A 19,978-nucleotide genomic window follows, 5' to 3' on the forward strand; every position below is an offset into this window, starting at 1 on the left:
ACCGCATCCCGATCCGTGGTCAGGTCCCCGGCGAAGTGACGATCACCCGTGGCATCGGGCACATACTTCACTGCGACAACGATCCTCAAGCTCACTTGATGTCCCTTCACACAATCGGTTGCTGATTACGGCAGGTTGCGGGCCATGACGATGCGCTGGACCTGGTTGGTGCCCTCGTAGATCTGGGTGATCTTCGCGTCCCGCATCATCCGCTCCACCGGGTAGTCCCGCGTGTACCCGTAACCACCCAGCAGCTGCACGGCGTCCGTGGTGATCTCCATCGCCGCGTCCGACGCGTAGCACTTGGCCGCCGCACCGAAGAAGGTCAGATCCGCGTCCGAGCGCTCCGACTTCGCCGCCGCCGCGTACGTCAGCTGCCGCGCCGCCTCGAGCTTCATCGCCATGTCCGCCAGCATGAACTGGATGCCCTGGAACTCGGCGATCGCCTTGCCGAACTGCTTGCGCTCCTTGACGTACCCCTTGGCGTAGTCCAGCGCGCCCTGTGCGATCCCGATCGCCTGCGCGGCGATGGTGACCCGGGTGTGGTCCAGCGTCCGCATCGCGGTGGCGAAGCCGGTGCCCTCGGCGCCGATCATCCGGTCCGCCGGGATCCGCACGTTGTCGAAGTACACCTCACGCGTCGGCGACCCCTTGATGCCCAGCTTCTTCTCCGGAGCGCCGAAGGACACGCCCTCGTCGCCCTTCTCCACCACGAAGGCCGATATCCCCTTGGACCGCTTGTCCGGGTCGGTCACGGCCATCACCGTGTAGAACTCGGACACGCCGGCGTTGGTGATCCACCGCTTGACGCCGTTGAGCACCCACTCGTCGCCGTCACGCACCGCGCGGGTCTTCATCCCCGCCGCGTCGGAGCCGGCCTCCGGCTCGGACAGGCAGTACGAGAACATCCCCTCGCCCCGCGCCAGCGCGCCCAGGTACTTCGCCTGCAGCTCCTGCGAGCCCGACAGCTGCACCGGCAGCGAGCCGAGCTTGTTCACGGCCGGGATCAGCGAGGACGAGGCGCACACCCGCGCCACCTCCTCGATCACGATCACCGTGGACAGCGCGTCCGCTCCCGCGCCCCCGAAGGCCTCCGGCACGTGCACCGCGTGCAGGTCGTTCGCCTCCAGGGCGTCCCGCGCCTCCTGGGGGAAGCGCCCGAGCTCGTCCACCTCGGCCGCGAACGGCGCGATCTTCGCCTCGGCCAGCGAACGCACCGCGTCCCGGAGCATGTCGTGCTCCTCCGACGTCCGGAAGAGGTCGAAATTGTCACTCACGTCCGTTACTCCAGTCCGCGTCAGCTTCCATGGCATCGAGTACCCTCAATTATGCACACTCAGTGCCATCGATCGACCGGCCCCCGGTGTTAGGTTCGCCTCCATGACCACGAAGCCCCCGATGCGGGACGCCCTCGTCGCAGCGGCCTTCCAGCTCTTCCTGGAACGCGGCTACGAGGCGACCACGATCGACGACATCGTCGCCCTCGCGGGCGTCGGCCGCCGGTCGTTCTTCCGCTACTTCCCCTCCAAGGAAGACGTGGTCTTCCCCGACCACGAGCGCGCCCTCGCCGACATGACCCGCTTCCTGGAGGCCAGCGCCGACACGGACGACCCGGTGACCCGGGTCTGCGACGCGGCGCGCCTGGTGCTCACCATGTACGCGGAGAACCCCACCTTCTCCGTGCAGCGCTACCGCCTCACCAAGCAGGTGCCCGGTCTGCGGGCGTACGAACTCTCGGTCGTCTGGCGGTACGAGCGCGCGCTCGCCGAGTACCTCGGCGCCCGCTACGCCGACCGCCCCGACGGCAAGCTCCGGGCCGACGTGATCGCGGCCGCCGTGGTCGCCGCGCACAACAACGGCCTGCGCACCTGGCTCCGCTCGGGCGCGGAGGGCGACGCCGGCACGGCCGTGGACCACGCGCTGGAGTACGTGCGCACCGCCTGGAACGGGGAGGGCGCCACGCGGCGGGGCGCGCCGGAGGCGGAGGACGACGTGGTCATCGTGATCACCAAGCGGAGGACCCCCATGTGGCGGGTCGTCCGGGAGATCGAGGCGGGCCTGGCCGAGGAGGGCTCCCTCTCCTGAGGCACTCAGTGCCTTCCCAAAGTGCACTCAGTGCCATATGGTGTGCGCCATGGATGACCGGACTCTCGACGCGCACGACGTATCGGTTGACGGCGGGCTGCTGGTCCAGCGCTGCCGTTGGTGCGGCAACACCGCCTTCCAGCGCCTGCTCTGCCCCACCTGCGCCTCCACGGACCTCGACGAGGTGCGCAGCGACGGCATGGGGGTGATCGTCCGCCTGATGCGGGACGACGCCTCCCTGGTCGACCTCTCCGAGGGGTTCTCGGTGCGGGGCCGGGTCGTCGGCGCCCTGCCGATGCACGTGCGCAGCGGCGCGCGCGTGCGGGTGGCCCGTACGGCGAGCGCCGACGCGGGCGGGCTCCTCTTCGAACTCTGCGAGCCGCCCGCGACCCCATACGGCTGGTAGCCGCCCTCAGTCCATCGCCTGCCCGGCGCGGTGATGCTCCAGCAACCGGCCCAGCAGGTGCGTCAGTTGCTCGCGCTCGGCCCCGCCGAGCGGTGCCAGGAGTTCGTCCTGCACGGCGGCGAGCACGGTGTCGAGCCGGCGCAGCCGGGCGCGGCCGGGCGCGGTCATGGTGATGACGTTGCGTCGGCGGTCGTCGGGGTCGGGCGCCCGTTCCACGTATCCGGACGCGGCCAGTTCGTTGATGACGGCGACCAGGTCGCTGCGGTAGACGCCGGTGCGGCGGCTCAGCGCGGCCTGGCTCGCCGGGCCCGACTCGCGCAGCGTCGCGAGGACCGCGTAGTGCCACTTGCGGGCGTCCAGGGCGGCCAGCGCCTCGTTCACCAGACGGTCGGCGGTCAGCGCCGTCAGCGACAGCAGCCTGCTGGGTAGCTCCCGCAGTGGTGCGGGACCCTCCCCCGGCGCGCCGTCCGTGCCGCCGCCCCTCTCCTTCTCGCTCACGGCCGCGATCCTACCCCCTTGCGTTAGTGGGGCTAACGACCTAACTTCGTTAGCGTTACAAACGTTAGTGCCACCAACGCTATGGAGAGGGATCCGCCATGCCCGTGACCGAGGCGCTCGACTCGACCATGTACCACGAGGAGACGGGAAGCCGTGACGGAACTCCCGTCGTCTTCCTGCACGGCAATCCCACCTCCTCGTATCTGTGGCGGAACGTCCTGCCCCGGATCGGCGGGCACGCCCGCTGCCTGGCCCCCGACCTGATCGGCATGGGCCGCTCGGGCAAGCCCGGCCCGCCGTACCGGTTCGCCGACCACGCCCGCTATCTCGACGCCTGGTTCGACGCGCTCGGTCTGGACGGGGAGGTCGTCCTGGTCGGCCACGACTGGGGCGGCGCCCTGGCCTTCGACCGGGCCGCCCGGCATCCGGGACGGACCCGCGGACTGGTCTTCCTGGAGACCATCGTGCGGCCGATGACCTGGGACGACTTCCCCGCCGCCGCACGCGACCGCTTCACCGCCTTCCGCACCCCCGGCGTCGGCGAACGCCTCGTCCTCGACGAGAACGCCTTCATCGAGCAGGGCTTCGGCCCGACCGTGCTCTCCGGGATCAGCCCCCGGGACCACGACGTCTACCGTCGCCCGTACCCCACCCCCGACAGCCGCCGCCCGCTGCTGGAGTGGCCGCGCGCGATGCCGCTCGAGGGCGAACCGGCCGACGTGGTCGCCCGGGTCGAGCGGTACGGCGCCTGGCTGGCCGACAGCCCGCAGGTGCCCAAGCTGCTGCTGACCTTCGACTCCTCCCCGACGCTGATGATCGGCGACGAGATGGCGGCCTGGTGCGCCGGGCACATCGCCGCCCTGGAGACCGAGCACTGCGGGCCCGCCGGCCATCACGCGCCGGAGGACCGGCCCGAGGCCATCGCGGCGGCCGTCACCACGTGGGCCGAGCGGCACCGGCTGCTGACGTAGAGGAGCCCGCAGGGTGCCGCCGGGCGCCGTCAGTTGTCCTCGGGATGCTGGTACTGGCGGGACTGGAGCAGGTACATCTCGCGGAAGGCGCCGGTGCCCGCCCCCGGCCGCATCAGGTCGGCGAAGGGGCCGTGCTCGACGACGCGCCCCCGGTCCAGGACGTAGATCTCGTCGGCGTGCCGGACGCTGTGCAGCCGGTGCGTGATGAGGACGACCGTCTGCCCGTCGGCGGCGAGTTCCCGGATCAGGTCGAAGACCCTCTGTTCCGCCTGGGCGTCCAGGGCGCTGGTCGGCTCGTCGACGATGAGGATGCGGGCGTCGCGGTACTGGGCGCGGCTGAGCTGGAGCCGTTGCCACTGGCCGCCGGATATCTCGTGGCCGCCCTTGTAACCGCGGCCCAGCAGGGTGTCCCAGCCGCGCGGCAGACCTGCGACGACCTCGTCGGCGCCGGAGTAGCGGGCGGCGGCGGTGAGCCGGTCGTCCGTCAGCAGGGCGTCGGGACGGCCGATCCCCACGTTGACCCGTGCGGTGAACGGCCAGCGGTAGGCGTCCTGCGAGACCAGTGCGATCCGGTCGGTGATCTGCCGGCGGTCGGCCTCGGCCGCGTCGACGCCGTCCCAGCTGATCCGCCCGGAGTCCGGCGCGTACAGCCCGCACAGCAGCTTGGCGAGCGTGGTCTTGCCACTGCCGTTGCGTCCGACGAGGGCGACGATCCGGCCGATGGGGATGGTGACGTCGACCTCGCACAGGGCCGGCGGCTTCACCGCCGGGGTGCCGGACTCGGCGGCGGTGACCGGGTAGCTGAAGGTGACCTTCTCGAACCGGATGGCCTCCACCCGCTCCGGCAGATCCAGCCCGCCCCGCGGGATCACCCGGCGGTCCGCCTCGGCGCACAGGCGCTCCAGATCCGCGACGAACAGCGCCTCCTCGTGCAGGTATCCCAGCTGCACGACGAGCCGGTCCAGGGCGGCGGAGCCGGTACGGATGGCGATGACCGCCGTACCCGCGACGGAGAGCGCCATCGCCCCGCTCCACAGCAGCGCCCCCAGCGCGCCGTACGTCGCCGCGGTCGCCACCCCGGTCCACCCCGAGGCGACCAGCCCGGTGCGCGCCGCGAGCCGGGCCAGCCGGGTCTGCTCCTGCTCGCCGTTCTCCGCCATCGCCCGGAAGTGCCCCAGCAGGAACGGCCCGAGGTCGTGGACGCGGACCTCGGGCGCCGCCTGCGCCTCGATCAGCAGCCGGCCCAGGAGCTGACCCGCCCGGGCGTGCTGCACCCAGTTGTGGAAGGAGATGTAGCGGCGGCGGGCGATGGTGAGCGCGCTCCAGGCGCTGGGCAGCGTCATCACCGCGAGCAGCGGCAGCAGGGCCGGGTGCAGGACGGTGAGCACACCGGCCGCCGCGAGCAGCGAGATCAGCGCGTTGACCACCGACGAGCAGAAGTTGATCATCCGTCGGGCGGACGCGGCGCCCCAGGAGGCCGAGTCCAGAAGTTTGTGGAACTCGTCGTCCTCCACGGCCGCGAGTTCCACCCGGGCGACCCGCTCCAGGTACATCTCGGTGGCCACCCGTTCCACGGTCGGCTCCAGCTTGCCGGTGCCGGCCGTGGAGGCCGACCGCAGCAGCGCCCCGACCAGTGCCGCGACCGCCACGAGCGCCAGCGCCGGGGCCGCGCCCGTGAGCCGCTCGGTGGTCTCGCCGGGCACCAGCAGCCGGGCCAGCACCCAGTTGACGGCGACGAGGCCCACCGCCTGGGCGACACCGCGGCCCACCTCGGCGTACACCACGACGCGCAGGGCCCGCGGGTCGGCCCGGTGGGCCAGGCGCACGGTGGTCGCGACGAGCTGCGGGAGCCGCCGGATCATCGAGCGCAGGCCCAGCTCAAGAAAGGAGCCGTCGTGCTTGTTCCAGCCCATGTCGTACCGCAACGGCCCGCCGAACAGCAGCCGTTCGGACTCGGACACTTCCTCGGGCGCGAGGGCGTCCGGGTTCTTCGGGTCGGCCTGCCGCTTCCGCCTGCTCATGTGCGTCCCCCCTCGGCGGGCGCCCCGGCGCCGTGCCGCGGCGGCCCTGCCCACAGGCTTCCCCTCGCGGCGCCGCTCCGTGCGCCGCTCCCCTCAGTGCGCCCCGTCCCCGCTCCCGCCGCTCCCGTTCCGGCCCCCGCTCGCGCCGGCGTCCCCTTCCGCCCAGGCGCGGTAGGCCTCGACCGCCGTCGGCAGGGTGGGGAAGATCCGCTCCCGGCCCACCACGTCGGACAGCCCGTACGCGTCCAGGTCGTCCAGCAGGTCCTGCTTGACGCGGGCGAGCGCCAGGACGATGCCGCGCTCGGCCAGTTCGCGGCGGAGGGCCTCCAGGGCGTCCAGTGCGGTGATGTCGACCTCGACGTTGGCCTCGGTGTTGAGGACGAACCACCGCACGGGGTCGTGCTGCCGGTCCACGGAGGCGAGGGCGCGGCGCCGGAAGTCCTCGGCGTTGGCGAAGAACAGCGGCGAGTCGTAGCGGTAGACGAGCAGGCCCGGGATGGTGCGCGCCTGGGGGTAGTCGTCGACGTCGTGCATGCCGGCGAGGCCGGGCACCAGGCCCTCGACGGCGTCGTGCGGGCGGGCCACGCGGATCAGCATCTCGGCGACCGACAGCGCGACGGCGACCATCACCCCGTACAGGATGTCCAGGGCGAGCACGCCGACCAGGCACGCGAGGGCCAGCACCAGTTCACGGCGGCGGAACGACGCCAGGCGGCGGAAGCCGGCGAGGTCGATCAGCCGGCAGGCGGCGAAGACCACGATCGCGCCGAGGACGGTGGAGGGCATCTGCGACAGCAGCGGGTTCAGGAAGAGCAGGACGCACACCACCGCCACCAGCGTGACCAGCGAGTACAGCTGGGTGCGGCTGCCGGCCGAGACACCGAGCGCGGTACGGCTCGCGCTGCTGCTGACGGGGAAGCCGTGCAGGACGCCGGATCCGAGGTTGGCGGCGCCCAGGGCGAGCAGTTCCTGGTTGCTGTCCAGGCGGTCCGCGTCCTGGCCGGCGAAGGCCCGTGCGGTGAGGACGAAGTCGGTGTAGCCCACCAGCAGCACCCCCACCGCGGGAAGCAGCAGCCGTCCGAGGTCGCCCGGGTCGGGCAGGTCCGGCCGGGGCAGTCCGGAGGGGACCTCGCCGATGACCGCGATGCCGTGTGCCTCCAGCCCGAAAACGGCGACGACTGCCGTGCCGGCCACCACGGCGAGGAGCGGCCCGGGGGCGCGGGGGGCGTACCGCTGGACGAGGAAGAGGAAGAGCAGCGCCGAGGCGGCGAAGGCCACCGTCCCCGGGTGCGCCTGCGGCAGGTGCGTGACGAACGAGACCAGCTGCGGGAAGAACTCCTCGCCCGTGACCGGCACGCCGGTGAGCTTGGGGAGCTGGTCGACGATCATGATGCACGCCACCCCGGCCAGGTAGCCGACGAGCACGGGCCGCGACAGCAGATCGGCGACGAAGCCCGCCCGCACCGCCCAGGCGACCCAGGCCAGCAGGCCCACCACGACGGCGAGCGCCGCGGCGAGCACGGCGTAGCGGCCGGGGTCCCCCGCGGCCAGCGGCGCGACCGCGGTGGCCGTCATCAGCGCGGTCGTGGACTCCGGGCCGACCGAGAGCTGCCGGGACGACCCCAGCAGGGCGTAGAACGCCAGCGGGGCGAGGACGGCCCACAGCCCCGCCACCGGGGGCAGCCCGGCCAGTTCCGCGTACGCCATGACCTGGGGCACGAGATACGCCGCCACCGTGACGCCGGCGAGCAGATCGCCCCGCAGCCACGCCCTGCGGTACCCGGTGAGGGTGGCGAGGCCCGGCAGCAGTCCGCGCCACCCCCGTTTCGTGGCGGACCTCTTGGGCGGTCCGGCTGGCGTGGACACGGCTGACGGCATGGGCCCATCCTCCCCGCCGGGACGGCGGGCGGCGAGCAGATCGGCCGGGGTGCCCGACGGCCCGCCTTGGGGCCGGTCGGCCCCTCCTCGCGGTCGCGGGTCCGGGCGGACCCTGGAGGTGAGGGCGTACCGGACGAGAGGGAGGACGGCGATGACCACCACCACGACGGGACTGCTCGACGCACTGCCCCCGGAGACCCGCGGGCGCCTTCTGGAACTCGCGCGCGACGTGTCCTTCCCGGCCGGGGCCCGGATCTTCGGGGAGGGGCACAGGGCCGACCGGTTCTGGATCATCCGTACCGGTTCGGTCGAGCTCGACCTGCACGTCCCCGGCCGCCGGTCCGCCGTGGTCGAGACCCTCGGCCCGGGCGACCTGCTCGGCTGTTCGTGGCTCTTCCCGCCCTACTCCTGGCACCTGGGCGCGCGGGCGGTGAGCCCGGTGCGGGCGGACGAGTTCGACGCCACGGTGGTGCGGGCGCTGTGCGAGGCGGACGCGGCCTTCGGGCGCGCGGTCGCCCGGCGCGTCGCGCAGATCGTCGCGCACCGGCTGCACGGGGCCCGCACCCGGCTGCTCGATCTCTACGGTCCGCAGGGCAGCGGCACGGAGCGCTGAGCCGCGCGTGGTCCGTTCGGCCCTGTCGCCGGGGGCCGCTCCGGGCCATGATCGGAGGATCCGGCGCCGCCGGCGGAGACGCCGGCGGCGACGAGGAGCGAGAGGCCGGGATGAGCGAGGTACGGGAGTTCACCGCGCAGGCGCCGATCAGGGTGTTCCTGGTCGACGACCACGAGGTGGTGCGGCGCGGGCTGCGCGATCTGCTCGACGCCGAGCCGGACATCGAGGTGGCAGGGGAGGCCGGCACCGTCGACCACGCCCTGGCCCGCGCACCCGCCCTCCGCCCGGACGTGGCGATCCTCGACGTGCGCCTCCCGGACGGCGACGGCATCGGCGTCTGCCGCGATCTGCGCTCCCGCATGCCGCGGCTGGCGTGTCTGATGCTGACCTCCTTCGACGACGACGACGCCCTGCTGGACGCGATCATGGCCGGGGCCGCGGGCTATGTGCTGAAGCAGATCAAGGGCTCCGACCTGGTCTCCGCCGTCCGTACAGTGGCCTCCGGCCAGTCGATGCTCGACCCGGCGACCACCGCCCGGTTGATGAGCAACCTGCGCGGGCCCGAGGAGCCGCCGGAGCCGCAGGTCGAAGCGCTGGCCGGACTCACGCCGCGCGAGCGGGAGATCCTGGAGCTGATCGGCGAGGGACTGACCAACCGGCAGATCGGTGAACGGCTCTTCCTGTCGGAGAAGACGGTCAAGAACCACATCTCCCGGATGCTGGGCAAGCTCGGCGTCGAGCGCCGCATCCAGGCCGCCGTCCTCGCCACGCAGCACCAGCCCTCCGGCGGCGCCCCGGGCTCCGGCCCCTGAGACCGTGCCCCCGGCGGCCCCCGCGGTAGGGCCGGTCGGCCCTCCCTGCCGGCCGCCGGTGCGCGCAGAGTGGGAGCACGCGCCGGCCGGAGGGAGCGCGTCATGGATCCCACCACACTCAACGGGGCGACACTGGAGAAGCTGATCTCCGCGGCGGTCGCGGCGCCCTCGTTCCGCGGCAGCCGGCCTTGGCGGTACCGCCTGGATCCCGACACCGCGACCTTCCAGGTGCGCGCGGTCCCCGAACCCGGTGTGCCGGAGTCCGAGGCGGCGGCCCGCGCCCTGCACGTGTCCGTCGGCGCGGCGGTGTTCAACCTGCGGGTCGCCTTGGCCCACTTCGGCTGGGAGCCGGTCGTGGCCCTGCTGCCCGTTCCCGCCGACCCCGATCTGCTCGCCTCCGTGCGTCCGATCGGCCCGCGCCATGTCGGCAACCGTCCGTACCGGGACCTCTACGACGCGATCTGGCGCCGGCACAGCAGCCGCGCAACGTTCTTCGCGCACTGCCCGACCGGGGCGGTCGTACTGGAGCTCATCGACGCCGCCCACGCGGAGGGCGCCTCGCTGACCCTGCCGAGGACCGAGGAGGCGCTGCGGCTGCTGCGGCTGACCGCCGAGGCGGAGCAGCGCGACGACGCGGGCACGGACCGCGCCTCCGGTCCCGGTGGCCGGCTCCACGAGGGCACCCGGAGCGGGGCGGCCCCGCCCGACGAACCCGAACGGCGGCCGCTGGTCGCCGCGCTGTGCACGCCGCACGACTCCTGTGCCGACTGGCTGCGGGCGGGACAGGCCATGGAGCACGTGGTGCTGCTCGCCACGGCGCACACCGTCCAGGCGTCGCTACTGCACGCGGCGATGCAGTGGCCGGACCTGCGGGCGGCGATGCGCACCACGGACTGCGGGCCGGGCCTGCTGCAGATGCTGATCCGGTTCGGTTCCGGGGCGGCCGCGGACTGCGCCGCGCGGACGCCGGTCCACGAGGCCGTGGACCGGGGCTGATCAGCCCGTACGGCCGGCAGGTTGCAACGGCACCCGCCAGACCAGGCGGGTGCCTCCGTGCTCGGGCGTCCCGAGGGTCAGGGTGCCGCCCAGCTTCTCCGCGCGCTGCGCGAGGTTCGCCAGGCCGCTGCGGCGGCCGTCCTCCGGGATGCCCACCCCGTCGTCGCAGACCGTGAGGACCAGCGTCCCGGACCCGACCACGAGCGACACCTCCGCCGCTCCGGCCCGGGCGTGGCGGGCGATGTTCGACAGCGCCTCGGCGAGTACCGCCACCACGTGCTCGGCGACCGGGGCGGGCACATCGGTGTCGATCAGCCCCTCCATGCGCAGCGACGGGGTGAAGCCCAGGGCGGGCACCGCCTGCTCCACCGCCCGGGCCGTCCGGACCCGCAGTCCCTGGCGGCCCGGCCCCGACTCGTGGCTCCGCAGCCCGAAGATCGTCGAACGAATGATCTTGATGGTCTCGTCGAGGTCGTCGACCGCCCGCAGCAACCGCTCGCTCGCCTGGGGGTGGTCCACGAACCGGACCGCGCTCTGCAGGGTCATACCGGTCGCGAACAGCCGCTGGATGGCGAGGTCGTGCAGGTCGCGGGCGATCCGGTCGTGGTCCTCCAGGAGGAGCAGCTGCTCGGCCGACCGCCGGCGCTCGGCGAGTTCCATCGCCAGGGCCGCCGAGCCGGCGAAGCCCATCAGCGGCGCCGTCTCCGCCTGGGTGAAGGGCGCCTCCCCCTCGGCCCGGGCGAGCAGCAGCGCGCCGCGCACTCCCTGCGGCGTGGCCATCGGCACCGCCACCGCGGGGCCCAGCCCCCCGAATCGCGGCGGACCGGCCACCACCCGCGGATCGTGCTGGATGTCGGCACTGGTCAGCGGCTCGTTGGCGGTCATCGCCGCCCCGGTGAACGAACCCTCGCGCGGCAGGGTCAGCCCCCGGTGGGCGTCGGCGTCGATACCGGTGGCGATCGCCATCGTGATCCCGTCACCGCCCTCGACCGGCAGCGCGAGGACGCCCAGGTCCGCGCCGAGGATCCGCCGCGCGTGCTCCACGATCAGCTCCAGCACCGAGGTCTCCTCGATGCCCGACAGCAGACCGCTGGTGATCTCCGCGTTCGCCTCCAGCCACCGCTGCCGCGACCTGGCCTCCTCGTAGAGCCGGGCGTTGTCGATCGCGACCCCCGCCGCCACCGCGAGGGTGGACAGCACCGTCTCGTCCTCCCCGTCGAACTCCTTGCCGCCGCGCTTCTCGGTCAGGTACAGGTTGCCGAACACCTCCTCGCGGATCCGGATCGGCACCCCCAGGAACGAGTGCATCGGCGGGTGGTGCGCCGGGAACCCGTGGGAGGCCGGATGGCGCGCGATCTCCTCCAGGCGCAGCGGCGCCGGACGGCGGATGAGCTCGCCCAGGATGCCGTGTCCCGAGGGCAGCGGGCCGATCGCCTCGATCTGCTCCTCGCTCACCCCGACCGTCAGGAACTGCGCCAGCCGCGCGTCGTCGCCGATCACGCCCAGCGCGCCGTACTCGGCGTCGACCAGGACCACCGCGGCCTCGACGATCCGCCGCAGGACCTGCGGCAGGTCCAGCTCCCGCCCCACCGACAGCACGGCCTCCAGGAGGCTGTGCACACGGTCCCGCGTCCCCCGCACCGCGTCGATGCGCGTCTGCAGCTCGTCCAGCAACTCGTCGAGCTGCAGCCGTGGCAGGCCCTCGGCGTCCTTGCCGCCGTCAGTCCCCACCGGCACCTCCGTCCGCTGTGGCGGCCCTCGTGGAGCCTCTCTTCAAAGTAGCGCCACCGCGGTACCCGGACGCGCGGAACGGGCGAGGCTATTCGGGGCGGCCGCGCTCGACGGGCGGCACCGCCGCCCAGTGCTCGATCTCCTCGTCGGGCGCGAGCCGGGACAGGGCTTCGCCGAGCCTGCGGCAGACCTGCTCGATCTCGCGGCGGGTGTGCTCGCGTTCGGTGACGGTCGCCGCGAGCAGCAGGGCGGTCAGCGCGGCGGAGCCGTTGAACGCCTGAAGGGTCACCATCTTCGTGAAGAGGTCGAGCCCCGCGAACGGCCCGGAACCGTCGGCGGCGGCCTCGATCGCGATGAGCGAGGTGATCAGTGCGCAGGGCGCGGCGCCGGCCAGCTGGAAGCGGAACGCGGCCCAGATCAGCAACGGGAAGACGAGGAAGAGCAGCCCGGGGGTGCTGTGGGTGGCCACCTCTGTGACGAGCACGGTGCCCGCCAGGAGGGCCGCGGCCTCCATCCAGCGGAAGGGCCCGACGCCCCGCGGCAGCCGGCAGGTACGCAGGACCAGCAGCAGCGGAGCGATCACCAGCACACCCATGGCGTCGCCCGTCCACCACACCGACCAGGTGGACCAGAAGGCACCCGCGGGCACGGCGCCGGAGGCCACCAGCACGGCGCTGCCGACGCTTGCGCTGATCAGCATCCCGCCGAGCGCGCCGAGGAACACCAGGGCCAGCGCGTCCTGCAGCCGGTCGAGTTCGACACGGAAGCCGACCCTGCGCAGCAGCAGGCAGGCGCACACCGGGGCGATCGTGTTGCCCGCCGCGATCCCCAGCACCGGGAGGACCGAGGGCCCGATCGCGATGTTGACCAGGAAGGCGCCGACGGCGATCCCCGGCCACAGCCGGATGCCCCCGAGCAGCAGGCCCACCAGGGCGATCCCGGTCGGCGGCCACATCGGGGTGACCTGACCCCGGACCAGTTGCTGCTCCAGGCCGATCCGGGCCGCACCGTAGTAGGCGGCCACCAGCACGAGGATCCACAGGGCCGTGGCCCGGTGACGCCGGAGTCCCTCGCCGTGCCCGGCGGTGCTCATCGTGGGGCCGTCCCCGGGCAGTCCCCGTGCCGGAGGACGAGGACGGCGGCGTCGTCGCTGTGGCCGGTGAGGTCGGCCACGGCGATGACCTGCGCGACCAGTTCCTCGGGGTCGGCGGTGCAAGAGCCGCCGACCAGTTTGGCCACGCGGTCCAGCCCCTCGTCGATGGGGTGGCCGGGCCCCTCCACCACGCCGTCGGTGACCAGGACGAACGCGCCGGTGCCGGTCAGTATTCGACGGGTCGACGGGTACCTCTCGCCGTCCAGGATGCCCAGCGGCAGCCCGCCCTCGTCCAGGACGACCTCGCAGCGGCCGTCGGACGTGGCCCACACCGCCGGGACGTGCCCGGCCCGGGCGTCGGTCAGTTCGCAGGTCGCCGGGTCGAAGCGGAGGAAGGAGCACGTCACGAAGAGTCCCGACCCCATGGAGATCAGCAGGTCGTTGGTACGTGCCAGCACCTCGGCGGGCTCCGTGGTGGCCACGGCGACCGCGCGCAGGCAGGTGCGCACCTGGCCCATGTAGGCCGCGGCCTCGACGTCGTGGCCCTGGACGTCGCCGATGGCACAGCCGACCGAGCCGTCCGGCATGGGGAAGACGTCGTACCAGTCGCCGCCGATGTCGAGTCCGTCCCGGGCGGGGGCGTACCGCCCCGCCACACGCAGGCCGGGGACGGCCGGGAGGGCGGCGCCGAGGGTGTGCCGCTGAAGGGCCGCGGCCAGCTCCACCCGGGCCTGCTGCATCTTGATCCGCTCGAGGATGCGGCCGGTGAGCTGTCCGAGTGTGTTCAACAGCTCCTCGGCGCTGCTGGTGGGAGCGGTGTGACGTCGGGACATGGCACCAACGCTCCGGGGCCTTGGGCACTCGCGCCACCTCTCACCCTACGCCCGCGGGCCCTCCGGCACCCGGCTCAGAGCCAGCCGCGGCGGGCCGCCTGCCAGGCGAGCTGCATGCGGGTCGCCGCTCCGGCGAGGGTCATCATGTGCTGGATGTGGCGCTGGACGGTCCGCCGGCTCAGGCCCATCTGGCTGGCGATGGCCTTGTCGGCGACGCCCGCGACGAGCAGCGAGAGCAGCCGGCGGTCGGTCTCGCTCAGCGGGTCGGAGTCGCCCTCGCCCTCGTCGGTGCCGCCCACTGTGCCGGAGGCGCTGACGTGCAGCGGTACCGCGTCCTCCCAGTAGCGCTCGAACAGCGCGGTCAGCGCCTCGAGGAGGCTGCTGTCGCGCAGCAGCGCGGCGGTCGGTTCGTTCGGGCTGCCGTGCGGGCCGCCGGGCACCAGGGGGCAGATGGCGAACGTCCGGTCGGCGACGGCGAGCCGCAGCGGCAGGTGGGGGACGGAGCGGGCCATCTCGCCCGCCTGGACGCCCTCAACAACGTTGTCGATGGCGCCTTCGTCGTCGAAGAACGCCCGCTCGTACAGGACGCGGTAGCGCACCCCGCGGGCCAGGGCCTCGTACTCGGCGCGGTTGCTCCCCGAGGGCATGGCCACGTACTGGGCCTTGCAGAACCAGAGCATCTCGTGGCGCGCGTTCTCCTGCATCTGCCGCAGGTGCTGGCGCAGTGCCTCGCTGCCGGTGATGACCTCGATGAGCTGTCCGGCGTCCTGGCGGCGCGCGGTGCTGCGGTAGCTCTCCAGCAGGTCGGTGACCGCGGTACGGGCCTTGTCGAGGGCGTCGGCGTGGCGTTGCAGGCGCGGCAGCAGGGCCACGTCGGGCGGGGTGGCGGAGTAGTGCCGGGGCCGGCTGTCGGCGCGGCTGGCGAGTCCCTTGGTGGCGAGCGAGGCGAGGACGCCCTCCGTCTGCCCGGGCGGGAGGCCCGTCTGCGCGGCCACCTCGTCGGCCGAGGCCGTCGCGGTGGAGACCAGAAGCCGGTAGACGGTCTCCTCGACCTCGGTGAGGCCAGCCGCCTCGAGCATGCCGCGTTCCTCCGGGTCCGGGGTCCGCACGGCACGCGCACCGGTCGGGCACAAGCCGCACATATCGTTGAACGCGGGACTATACCCCGGAAATGTTTCGAAACGATGGCGCGGCGGGTGCCGGGGCCCACACTCCCCTGCACCCGCCGCTGTGTCAACGGTGACGCCCCACCGTCACCGTCGTCCGGAGGACCCCGATCCGCTGTGCAGATAGGCACGGTCCACCGTCTGCCGGACGCTGTTGCCCGCCGCGTCGGTCGCGGTCACGCGCAGCGTCACATAGGCGTCGCCGCGCACCCGCGACGGACGCTCCACGGCGGCGGTGAAGCCGCCGCCCTTGCGGGCCGTCGCGGCCCGGGTCCAGGTCTTCCCGTCGTCGTAGGACGTCTCGACCCGCAGGGTCACCCCGCGCGGCGCCGCCATGCCGTCCTGCATCCGCACGTTCAGGCCCAGGTTGTACCGGCGGGCGGGGCCCACCGCGTTGCGGACATCGACCGGTACGGCGTAGTCGACCTGGAGCAGCGGCAGCAGCGTCGTGTCGGCGGCGGAACCGGAGCGGAAGGACCACGAGGTGCGGGTGCCGACGCCGAAGCGCCAGTCGTCCGACACCCGGGTGGTCGCCAGGTCCAGCCGGTACTTCGCGTTGCCCGCGGGCACCTCGAAGTCGCCCCACGCGCCCTGGTCGGACTCGGCGATCCGCTTCCCGTCGCGGTAGAGCACCGCGGTGGCGGTGTCGTCCACCGGGGCTCCGTCGCCGGCGCGGGACGCGCTGGTGCCGATGCCGCCGCCGAAGCCGTTGAGCTCGTAGAACGAATAGTGGCCGGTGCCGGAGTCGTTGAACTCCGGAACGAAGACGGACAGGGTGTTGCCGTTGCGCACCGACGGCCAGGCCGCGCCGCGCGGGATCGACGGACGGACCACGGCCCCGAACCAGCGCTCCGTGGCCTGCTGACCGGGCCGGTAGGTGCGCGGCACGTCGCGCATGCCGGCCCCGAGTGGGGTGTCCATGCCGAAGACGACGTTGTGGTGCACGGTGTGGCGCCACATGGTGTCCCCGCCGGTCACGTACTCCACCCGCTCCCGGCCCGTGGGCACCTCACGGCTGTACTGGTTCCAGGCGGTGTCCTGGTAGGGACGCCAGCCGAAGCGCTGCTCACTCGCCCACGCCGAGGCACCGGTACGGGTGTAGGTGCTGCGGACCACGGCGCTCTCGCGCTCGGAGACGGTGTGCACCAGGTTCTTCGGAACGAAGCCCTTGGACACCTGCATCACGTCGTAGAGGTACGGGCTGCGCACCGTGCCGGAGAACTCCACCGTGGTGGTGCGCTTCTTGACGCTCTTGAGGATGGCGGTGCCCTCCGCCGTGCCGGCGCGCATGGTGGGCACGGCCATCCGGTCACCGGTCGGGCTCCACCGCGTCCAGGGGTAGAAGCCTTCCTCCACGACCAGCATCAGCGCCTTGGCCCCGGCCTCCTTGGCCGCCTTGGCGAGCTCCCGGTCGTCGGAGAAGTCCCAGCGGACCACGGCCAGCTTGCCGCGCACGCCGGCCTTCTTCAGCTCGGCCGCCGTGCCCTTGCCGGCGTCCACGGCGGTCAGCTTGGCGCCCTTGTCGTCGAAGGCCGGGGACGCGGGCACGTAGTACGGGGTGAAGGCCGGCGAGCCGCCGGAGACCTTCGCCCGCAGCTGCGGGGCCACCATCTGCCAGCGCGAGGCGAACTCGAAGTCGCCGTCGGTGACGCGAGCGGTGGGGCTGACGTAGATCCGCTTGGCGATGTCGAAGAACATCACGCCCTGGATCAGGCCGTTGCCGTCGATCTTCCGGTACGTCTGGTAGCTGACGATGCCGCGCTGCTCGGCGGGCCGGGGCGTGCGGATCTTCACCTCGGTGACCTTGGAGGCGTCCAGCGTCACCGTCGTGTCCTTGGTGACCTTCACCTCCGGGTTGACCACCTCGCGGAGCTCCTGGCCGTCGGCGGCCCTGTCCAGCGTGCCGAAGCTGAGCTGGTAGGTGCCCTCCTCGACCTCGGCGACGGCCGGCTCGATGCCGGTGTAGCCCACGAACCCGTCGGCGCCCCAGATCGTCGGCGCCGCGCCCTCGATGACCTTGCCGTCGCGGTCGCGGGCGATCACGGTCAACTTGTGCTTCGGGGCGTGCACGTTGAGGCTGACGGTGGTGTGGGCGACGACGGTGCCGTCGGCCGCCGCGGCGGTGACGTAGCCGTAGTACTTCCCGCGCGCGGCGTGGGCCGCGTCGGTGCTGACCGGAACCTCGACGGTGGCACCGGGCGCGACGCTCACGGTGCCGGAGCCGAGGGTGACGACTCCGTCGGGCAGCGCGCGCCCGGTTCCGGTGGACAGCTTGACGGCCAGCTTCAGATCGACCGTCTTGTCACCGGTGTTGGTGTAGCGCACGGTGGCCGCCTGCCGCGGTCCCGCCGTTCCGCCGTTCTGGACTGGGGGCAGCGCGACGGTGCCGGTCGCGGTGACCGGTCCCATGGCGGTGGCCAGGTCGATCCGGCCGCCGCCCTGCTCCGTCACCTTGGTGCCGGACACCGTGCGCGAGGTGCTGACCAGCGCGTCCTTGATCTGCTGCGCGCCCCAGCCCGGGTGCTGCTGCGCCAGCAGCGCCGCGGCGCCCGCGACGTGCGGAGTCGCCATCGACGTGCCCGAGGCGGCGACGTAGTTCGCGTCGACCGGGTCGCCCATGGTGGTGCCCGCGGCACGGGCGGCCACGATGCCCACGCCCGGGGCGGTCACGTCGGGCTTGACGGCGCCGTCGCCGAAGCGCGGGCCGCGGCTGGAGAAGGAGGCGAGGGAGTCGTCCCGGTCCACGGCGCCGACGGTCAGCGCGGCGTCGGCCGCGCCCGGCGATCCGACGGTGGACGGCCCCGGGCCGGCGTTGCCCGCGGCGATGACGAACAGCGTGTCCGTCGACGCGGTCAGGGTGTTGACGGCCTGGCTCATCGGGTCGGTGCCATCGGTCTGGATGTCCGCGCCCAGGCTCATGTTGACGACCTTGGCGTGCGCGCCAGCCGCCCACTCCATACCGTCGATGACCTGCGACTCCGAGCCCGATCCGTCGTCGCCGAGCACCTTGCCGACCAGCAGGTCGGCCTTGGGCGCCACGCCCCGCCGGGTCCCCGCCGACGCCGCGCCGGTGCCCCCGACGATCGACGCGACATGCGTACCGTGCCCGAAGTGGTCGTCGGTGTTCGCGCTGTCCGAGAAGTTCCTGGCCTCCGCGACCCGCCCCGCGAGATCGGGGTGGTTCGCGTCGACACCGGTGTCCAGCACCGCGACCTTCACACCCTGGCCCTCGTACCCGGCCTTCCACGCGGCGGGCGCGTTGATCTGCGCGGTGCTGCGGTCCAGCACCGCCTTGACCTTGCCGTCCAGCCAGATCCGCGGGGTGGCGGCGACACGGGCCACGCCCGTCTGCCCGTCGGGCAGCAGGGTCTTCCAGAAGGTGTCCAGGTCGTCGTCGGCGACGCTCAGCGAGGTCGCGCCGATGCTGGAGAGCGAACGGGACGGCTCCGAGGAGTCCTTGAGCGCCGCCAGCCGGTCGGCCACCGCCGAGGCGGCCCGCTCGGACGCCTTGGTCCGCTTCGCCACGGTGGAGGCGCCGGAGGAGACGATCAGCGGCAGTGCGTCGGACCGGGCCTCGTCGTAGCCCTGGGCGATCAGGGCCGTCACGTCGAAGAGCCGCCGGTCGAGGGTGCCGGCCATCACCAGATCCGTGGCGTCCGAGGGCAGGACCGTCAGCGCCCCGTTCTCCTCGAACGTCCGGAAGACGACACGCTCACGTCCGGGCCCCGGCTGCACCGAGGCGGTCCGCCGGCCGCCGGGCACCGTGGTCACGGTCACCCGGTCGCCGGTCATGAGACGCACCGTGGTGGAGGACGTCCCGGTACGTTCGGCGGATCGCGCCGGCCCGTCCGGTGCGGTCCCCGCGGAGGCGGCCGTGGTGCCCCCGAGTGTCACCACCAGCACTGTCGATATCGCCGCTGTGAGGCGGAACCTTGCCATCACCCAAACACCTTTCGTACAGCTCCGGGTCACGCGCTGTCCGCCAGAATCTGCCGATGCCGGGGAGGTGTCACCGGTTATCGGCTGTCACAGCTGCGACATGTCCCAACGGCGACACGGCGCTTCGGGCAACCGGCGACGACCCCCACCAGGGCACGGCGAACCCACCGCTGCCGGTACGAACCACCCCCAACCGGCGGGGACCGTCGAGCCGTCACCCTGGCGCAACCGGACGGCAGGTGCGCAGCGACCGTCCTGGCGGACGGCCTCGCGGCGGGCGACCCGACGGACCCGACCCCCTCGCCGCCGGCTCCCGTACGGCCCGGGCGGCGGGGTGCGGACGCCGGACCGCGGGCGCGGCCGGGGCGCCGGCTCCGACCCGCGCTCCCTCCCCGGTCGCTCAGCCGCCGCCGGGAGAGGACTGCGCGAGCGCGGCCTCCACGGCGTCGACGGCCTCTTCGGCGGAGGCCGCCCGCAGGAACGTCTCCCCAGGTCCGGGCCCCTGCACGTCCCAGCCGCCGACCACGACGACCGGCTTGCCGGTCCGCAGCGCGAGCGCGACCTCGCTCAGGGTGCCCCAACTGCCGCCCACCGCCACCAGCGCGTCGGCGGCGGCGACGACCAGACCGTTGCGGAGTTCGCCGAGGCCGGTGGCGATCGCCACCGTCAGCGACGGGTCACCCGCCCGGCGGTCCCGGCCCGGGAGAAGTCCGACCGTGATCCCGCCCCGCGCCCGGGCACCCTCGGAGGCGGCGCCCATCACCCCGCCGAGCCCGCCGCAGACGACGACGGCGCCGCGCCCCGCCAGCAGTTCGCCGAGCCGGCGGGCGACGTCGCACTCCCCCGCACCGGCCTCGGCGGGCCCCACCACGGCCACATAACGACTCGTCACGACCCCACCCCCGGCACGCGGCTCCGATTGACACGGCGGACATT

16 protein-coding genes and 1 pseudogene are annotated in these 19,978 nt (G+C 73.2%); 6 read left to right on the plus strand and 11 right to left on the minus strand.

What is annotated here, in order from left to right; genetic code table 11:
* Both AB0F62_RS07880 and AB0F62_RS07885 read right to left on the minus strand, forming a co-directional pair.
* Nucleotides 1-95 (minus strand): annotated as a pseudogene (locus tag AB0F62_RS07880) (electron transfer flavoprotein subunit beta); the annotation flags it as partial.
* 30 nt (nucleotides 96-125) lie between these two features.
* Nucleotides 126-1,277 (minus strand): acyl-CoA dehydrogenase family protein, encoded by a 1,152-nt coding sequence (locus tag AB0F62_RS07885; RefSeq protein WP_361793475.1) that lies wholly within the window; start codon nucleotides 1,275-1,277, stop codon nucleotides 126-128.
* A 103-nt stretch (nucleotides 1,278-1,380) separates the two neighbouring features.
* On the opposite strand from AB0F62_RS07885, the gene AB0F62_RS07890 reads away from it, so the two are divergent.
* Complete coding sequence (locus AB0F62_RS07890) at nucleotides 1,381-2,085, plus strand: TetR family transcriptional regulator (RefSeq protein ID WP_361793478.1); 705 nt, start codon at nucleotides 1,381-1,383, stop codon at nucleotides 2,083-2,085.
* A gap of 49 nt (nucleotides 2,086-2,134) precedes the next feature.
* On the plus strand, nucleotides 2,135-2,491 hold the full coding sequence (locus tag AB0F62_RS07895; RefSeq protein ID WP_361793481.1) for a zinc ribbon domain-containing protein: 357 nt from the start codon (nucleotides 2,135-2,137) through the stop codon (nucleotides 2,489-2,491).
* A 6-nt stretch (nucleotides 2,492-2,497) separates the two neighbouring features.
* On the opposite strand, the gene AB0F62_RS07900 is transcribed toward AB0F62_RS07895, so the two are convergent.
* Nucleotides 2,498-2,989 (minus strand): MarR family transcriptional regulator, encoded by a 492-nt coding sequence (locus AB0F62_RS07900; protein WP_361793484.1) that lies wholly within the window; start codon nucleotides 2,987-2,989, stop codon nucleotides 2,498-2,500.
* A gap of 98 nt (nucleotides 2,990-3,087) precedes the next feature.
* Between AB0F62_RS07900 and AB0F62_RS07905 the strand changes: the two genes are divergently transcribed.
* The gene (locus tag AB0F62_RS07905; RefSeq protein WP_361793487.1) at nucleotides 3,088-3,960 is read left to right on the plus strand and encodes a haloalkane dehalogenase; all 873 of its coding nucleotides are present in this window, start codon (nucleotides 3,088-3,090) and stop codon (nucleotides 3,958-3,960) included.
* A 29-nt stretch (nucleotides 3,961-3,989) separates the two neighbouring features.
* Here the strand turns inward: AB0F62_RS07905 and AB0F62_RS07910 are convergent, their stop codons facing one another.
* Nucleotides 3,990-5,981 (minus strand): ABC transporter ATP-binding protein, encoded by a 1,992-nt coding sequence (locus tag AB0F62_RS07910; protein ID WP_361793490.1) that lies wholly within the window; start codon nucleotides 5,979-5,981, stop codon nucleotides 3,990-3,992.
* Between the two features lie 93 nt (nucleotides 5,982-6,074).
* On the minus strand, nucleotides 6,075-7,859 hold the full coding sequence (gene sulP / locus AB0F62_RS07915; protein WP_361793493.1) for a sulfate permease: 1,785 nt from the start codon (nucleotides 7,857-7,859) through the stop codon (nucleotides 6,075-6,077).
* A 151-nt stretch (nucleotides 7,860-8,010) separates the two neighbouring features.
* On the opposite strand from sulP, the gene AB0F62_RS07920 reads away from it, so the two are divergent.
* From AB0F62_RS07920 to AB0F62_RS07930, 3 genes are all read left to right on the plus strand, one after another.
* Nucleotides 8,011-8,472: a cyclic nucleotide-binding domain-containing protein gene (locus AB0F62_RS07920; protein ID WP_361793496.1), complete on the plus strand. Its 462-nt coding sequence runs from the start codon at nucleotides 8,011-8,013 to the stop codon at nucleotides 8,470-8,472.
* 110 nt (nucleotides 8,473-8,582) lie between these two features.
* Nucleotides 8,583-9,284, plus strand: coding sequence for a response regulator transcription factor (locus AB0F62_RS07925; protein WP_361794019.1), 702 nt, complete (start codon nucleotides 8,583-8,585; stop codon nucleotides 9,282-9,284).
* 102 nt (nucleotides 9,285-9,386) lie between these two features.
* Entirely contained in the window at nucleotides 9,387-10,280 is an 894-nt protein-coding gene (locus AB0F62_RS07930; protein ID WP_361793499.1) for a hypothetical protein, read from the plus strand.
* Here the strand turns inward: AB0F62_RS07930 and AB0F62_RS07935 are convergent, their stop codons facing one another.
* The 6 genes from AB0F62_RS07935 to AB0F62_RS07960 form a co-directional block, all read right to left on the minus strand.
* Complete coding sequence (locus AB0F62_RS07935) at nucleotides 10,281-12,011, minus strand: GAF domain-containing protein (protein ID WP_361793502.1); 1,731 nt, start codon at nucleotides 12,009-12,011, stop codon at nucleotides 10,281-10,283.
* A gap of 88 nt (nucleotides 12,012-12,099) precedes the next feature.
* Nucleotides 12,100-13,104: an MASE1 domain-containing protein gene (locus AB0F62_RS07940; RefSeq protein WP_361793505.1), complete on the minus strand. Its 1,005-nt coding sequence runs from the start codon at nucleotides 13,102-13,104 to the stop codon at nucleotides 12,100-12,102.
* Nucleotides 13,101-13,937, minus strand: coding sequence for a PP2C family protein-serine/threonine phosphatase (locus AB0F62_RS07945; RefSeq protein WP_361793508.1), 837 nt, complete (start codon nucleotides 13,935-13,937; stop codon nucleotides 13,101-13,103). Before AB0F62_RS07945 ends, AB0F62_RS07940 begins: the two co-directional genes overlap by 4 nt.
* A 74-nt stretch (nucleotides 13,938-14,011) precedes the next feature.
* On the minus strand, nucleotides 14,012-15,016 hold the full coding sequence (locus AB0F62_RS07950; protein ID WP_361793511.1) for a helix-turn-helix domain-containing protein: 1,005 nt from the start codon (nucleotides 15,014-15,016) through the stop codon (nucleotides 14,012-14,014).
* A gap of 174 nt (nucleotides 15,017-15,190) precedes the next feature.
* Entirely contained in the window at nucleotides 15,191-19,042 is a 3,852-nt protein-coding gene (locus AB0F62_RS07955; protein WP_361793513.1) for a S8 family serine peptidase, read from the minus strand.
* Nucleotides 19,043-19,442: 400 nt separating this feature from the next.
* Nucleotides 19,443-19,934: a TIGR00725 family protein gene (locus tag AB0F62_RS07960; RefSeq protein WP_361793516.1), complete on the minus strand. Its 492-nt coding sequence runs from the start codon at nucleotides 19,932-19,934 to the stop codon at nucleotides 19,443-19,445.
* Between the last annotated feature and the right edge of the window lie 44 nt (nucleotides 19,935-19,978).

The sequence above is a fragment of the Streptomyces sp. NPDC026673 genome (assembly GCF_040638135.1).
Classification (GTDB): domain Bacteria; phylum Actinomycetota; class Actinomycetes; order Streptomycetales; family Streptomycetaceae; genus Actinacidiphila.